General features: G+C 69.0%; 3 protein-coding genes and 1 pseudogene. 3 read left to right on the top strand and 1 reads right to left on the bottom strand.

Going from position 1 to position 4456, the window contains the following annotated elements; all coding sequences use genetic code 11:
* Positions 1 to 1311 (bottom strand): tetratricopeptide repeat protein (locus AC1DXV_RS31740; protein ID WP_477937468.1); only part of this gene is annotated, 1311 nt, incomplete at its 3' end.
* A gap of 204 nt (positions 1312 to 1515) precedes the next feature.
* On the opposite strand from AC1DXV_RS31740, the gene AC1DXV_RS31745 reads away from it, so the two are divergent.
* From AC1DXV_RS31745 to AC1DXV_RS31755, 3 genes and pseudogenes are all read left to right on the top strand, one after another.
* A complete protein-coding gene (locus tag AC1DXV_RS31745; protein WP_477871723.1) occupies positions 1516 to 2358 on the top strand; it encodes a hypothetical protein in 843 nt (280 codons plus the stop codon).
* A 365-nt stretch (positions 2359 to 2723) separates the two neighbouring features.
* Positions 2724 to 3068 (top strand): hypothetical protein, encoded by a 345-nt coding sequence (locus AC1DXV_RS31750; RefSeq protein WP_477871721.1) that lies wholly within the window; start codon positions 2724 to 2726, stop codon positions 3066 to 3068.
* A 41-nt stretch (positions 3069 to 3109) separates the two neighbouring features.
* Positions 3110 to 4456, top strand: a pseudogene (locus AC1DXV_RS31755) (hypothetical protein); the annotation flags it as partial.

A 4456-nucleotide genomic window follows, 5' to 3' on the forward strand; every position in this document is an offset into this window, starting at 1 on the left:
CTTGTAGAGCTGCTGCGCGAGCGAGGTGGTGTCGCGGCGGCGTTCGATGACGCTCGCGCGGAAGCCCTCGACCTGCTTCGCGAGCGAGGCCTGGCCTTGCGGGATCAGCGCGGCCGACAGCCCGCTGCGCGTGACCAGCCAGACGACGCTGCGGTCGTCGAGCACGTGGAACTGCAGCACCGCGTCGCCGGCGCCGAGCGAGCGCTGCAGCTCGGGCAGCGAGACGCGCTCCTGCGCCAGCGTGTCGCTCGCGCGATCGCGGATGGAATCGAGCAGCTGGCGCGAGCGCGAGGCCTCGGAGAGCGTCCACGCGGCCTCGTAGTTGCGCGCGTCGAGGCTCAGCGCCAGCGCGGCGTTGAACACCTGCTGGATGTCGCCGAACAGGCCGGTCTTGAACTCCTCGCTGGTGAACTTGCTGCGCAGGCGCTCGGCCTGCTGCACGGTGTCGAGGTAGGCGGCCAGCGCGGCCGGCTTGTCGCCGCGGGCGGCCTCGACGCGTGCGATGCCTTCGGAGGCCCACAGGCGGTGGTAGGCGGTGTCGCCGGCGCCGGGGTCGGCGAGAACTTGCTTGAAAAGAGCCAGTGCCTCGTTCGGCTGCGCGCTGCCGAGCAGGGCGTTGGCGCGGCTGCGCTTGTAGAAGGGGCCGAGCTTGTCGGTCTCGCGCACGGGGATCTGGTCGAGCTGCTTCAGCGCCTCGGGCGCGCGGCCGGCGGCGGTGTAGGCGTTGGCGAGCGAGACCTGCACCAGCGGACGGAAGCGGTCGCTCGCGAGCGCGATGCTGCGGCCGTAGTAGCCGGCGGCATCGCCGTAGCGGGCGCGGCGCACCGCGATGTCGCCGAGCACCTTCAACGACGGCGCGTGGGCTTGCTGCGGGTTCTTCGGTGTCAGCGCGAGCGAGCCGTTCGCGAAGCGTTCGGCCTCGTCGAGCAGGCCGGCGTAGCTGTAGGCGATGGCCAGGTCGCGCTGCGCGAGGGATTTGAGGTCGTCGTTGTCGTCGGCCTGGCCGAGGTGCAGCGCCTTGCTGGCGGCGCGGATGCTCTGGCGGAACTCGCCCTGCTCGGCGAGCGCGATGGAGCGGCCGCAGTAGCCGTAGCCGTCGAGCTTGACGACGTCGCGCTCGTAGAGCGCCTTGCCTTCGGCGCTGACGGAGAAGAGGCTTTCGGCATCGCGCTGGCGGGCGAGGGCGTCGCGGGCCTGGTTGTTGGCCGGCGCGAGGCCGTCGGCGGTGGCAGCCGACTGGGCGTGGGCAGCGGTGGCCAGGAGCAGCGCGCAGGCCAGGGCCACGCAGCCCGCACGAACGGGAGAGGTCAACACAACAGATGCCTTTCGATGCAAGCGAGCCGCCATGCCGCGGGCTGCGTTGGGGGAGCAATCGCGGGGCGATGCTAAGAGGCGTGCCGGGCCGCACAAAGTGACCAAGGTGAGTCGCCGGTGGTTCTAGGGGGACGGGCAGGCGCGAACTTTCCGGGGGGCTGTTGTTACAGAGGGGGCTGTCACGACGAGAGGAGTGGGTTCATGAAGAGGAAGATCGATGGCGCGCGCCTGAAGAAGCCGCTGCTTCTGCCAGGCGAGGGCACGAGCGACGGCGGTCGCAACGTGAAGCCACGGAAGACGGAGAAGGTCGAGACGGCGAGGAAGGGTGCTGCGCAGGCGATTCGGTCGCAGGTCGAGGGCCTGGTCAAGCGTGTGGCCAAGCGCAAGCCAGCCGAACAGGAGGTGACTGCACCCGAACCCAGGACGGTCAGGTTCCATGGCGAGGCCCAGTTGCAAGCGCCCTCGAATTTCAAGCACCTGCTCGGCGACCTGATGAGGGAGGCCCGCGCGATCGAGGCGTTGCCGGTGCAGGGCGATCGCATGGCAGCGCTGGAGGCGCTGTGGGGTGGCGTGACCGAGCGCCTGCTGTCCGCGCTCGCCCCCGGCACGTCGGACGAGACGGATCGTCGGCGCGCGCTGGCGGTGATCCTGCTGGCGAACGATCACGCGAGCTTCGAGAAATTCGCCCGCAAGGGCAACGCCGCCGCGTTTGCGGATCGCCTGGGTTCGCTGCGCGAAGCCATGGACACGGCGTCGCCGGATTCGTTCTGGCAGGGCGCCGAACTCGAGGCCGTGCTGCGCGGGCTGCTGAGGATCAGCATGCACGCCGGCTCCGAGGAAGACATCGCGCGCCGTGCGTTGGAGATGCTGGACACCCTGTGCAACCCGCACCGCGTGTCGAGCGAACTGAGGACGGCGATGACCCACCTCAGCGAAGCGGCGCAGCTGGCCTGGTTCAACCTCGATGGCGTGTGGGAGAGGTCTGCAGAGCTCGTTGAAAAGGTGGTCGACGAACTCAAGAAGCTCGGGCCGCCGAAAGGGTGATCTCCATATTTCCTGCACATCCCTTTCGAACACTGCGTGGCGTCAAGCGCAACACAGATCAGGGGGATTCATGCTGGACATCACCAGGCGGCTGGCCGTCATCGCTTCACTCACCTTGCCGCTGAACGCTGTGGCGGCCTACCCGCCCGGCACCAAGGTGTGGAGCTGGACCTACAACGCTCGCGGACAGAAGCTCACCGAGACGGCACCGGACGGTACGACGACAACCTGGACCTACTGCGAGGACAAGACCGCCGATCACATGGTGGGTGACCTGCAGAGCGAGACGACCAGCGATGGCCGTGTGACGCGGTACCTGCGCTACAACCGATCGGGCAAGTGGCTGGAGAGCATCGATCCGAACGGTGTCGTCACGCTGCAGACCTACGACCTACGACCTGCGGCAGCGGCTTCTCACGCGCGACGTGGCCGGGCGCGTCACGCGCTATACCTACGACGCCGCGGGCCAGCTCAAGCGGCTGACCTTGCCGGACGGCAGTTGGGTCGGCTGGGACTACGACGATGCGCACCGGAACGTGGCGGTCTACGACGCGCAGGGCCACCGCATCGACTACCTGCTGGACATGGCCAGCATCAAGGTTCGCGAGAAGGTGCAAGACCCCGGCGGCAACTTGCGGCGCACGCTGGAGCGCATCGTCGACGACCTCGGGCGGGTGCAGAAGACCGAAGGCCGGGGGACGGCACCGTGAGGCGGCCTGCGCGATGCCTGATGGCCTGCGGCGCGATCTTCATGTCCGTCGTCGAGGCGCAGACCCTGCCGCCGCCACCGGCCTCTCCGAGATCGGTGGCACGCCATGAATACGACGCCGAGGGCTTCGTCACCAAGGTGGTCCGCGGTGCCGGCACGCTGAACCTCGAGACCCGGGTGACCTATGACCCGCTGAACCGCGTCAAGGCGCAGGTCGATCCGGCGGGTGGCGTCACCGAGCTCGAGCACGATGGCCGCGACCGGCTCACGCAGGTGACCGACCCGCGCCGGCTGGTCACGCGCTATCCGGAGAAGGCCGGTGGCGGCCATCAGGTGATCAGCCCCGATACCGGCGTCACCGACCTCAGCGTCGATGCGGCCGGCCGCGTGTCGACGCGCATCGACAGCCGAGGCGTGACCGCGCGCATTGCCTACGACGACGCGGGCCGGCTGAACGCCATCCAGTACCTGAAGGAAGGAGCGCCGGACGCGCTGCTCGTCTGGAMCCACAGCCAGACCGGGCCGGGTTTCAGCTTCGGCATCGGGCGCCTGACGTCGACGCTCTTTCCGGGCGGATCCACGCAGTACGCCCACAACGCCTGGGGCGAGGTCGTCACCAGCACGCAGCGCGTGAGCCCGGCGAGCGGGGCCAATGGCGCAACGGTCACCACGGTGGCCGGCTACGAATACACGCTCGGTCGGCTGACCGGCATCACGTATCCATCGGGGCGCCGGCTCGCGATCCGCTGGAGCGGCGCGCATGTGGTGTCGATCGCGTTGGCGAAGGACGCGGGGAGTGAGCCGCTGCCGYTGATCGACCAGGTGACGTACCAGCCCTTCGGCCCGGTCGAAAGCTGGCAGTGGGCGATGGCCGGCGGYGCACAGGCGCACGAGCGYGTGAYCGAYCTGGACGGGCGCATCGTGCGGATGCGCCTCGGCGACGTGTTCCGCGACATCCGCTACGACGAGGCGGACCGGATCGTCTCGTTCACGCACCTGGCACCCGATGGCACGACACGGCTGGCACTCGACCAGAACTTCGGCTATGACGCGAACAGCCGGCTGACGAGCGTGGTCACCGCGACGACCAGCTGGGCGATTGCCCACGATCCGAACGGCAACCGGACCGAGCAGAGCCTGAGCGGGGTGCCCAGCACCTATGTGATCGAGGCGACCAGCAACCGGCTCGCTGCGATGACCAACCCGGCGCGCAGTTTCGGCTATGACAACGCCGGGAACACGACCAGCGACAGCGCCGGCTACACCGCGAGCTACGACCTGCCGGGGCAGCTGGCGGTGCTGTCGCGAGGCGGGATGACCGCGCGCTACAGCTACGACACCGAGCGGCGGCGCATCCGCAAGTTCACGAACGCGGGGCCGCAGAGCACC

The sequence above is a fragment of the Rhizobacter sp. P3_C12 genome (assembly GCF_056402735.1).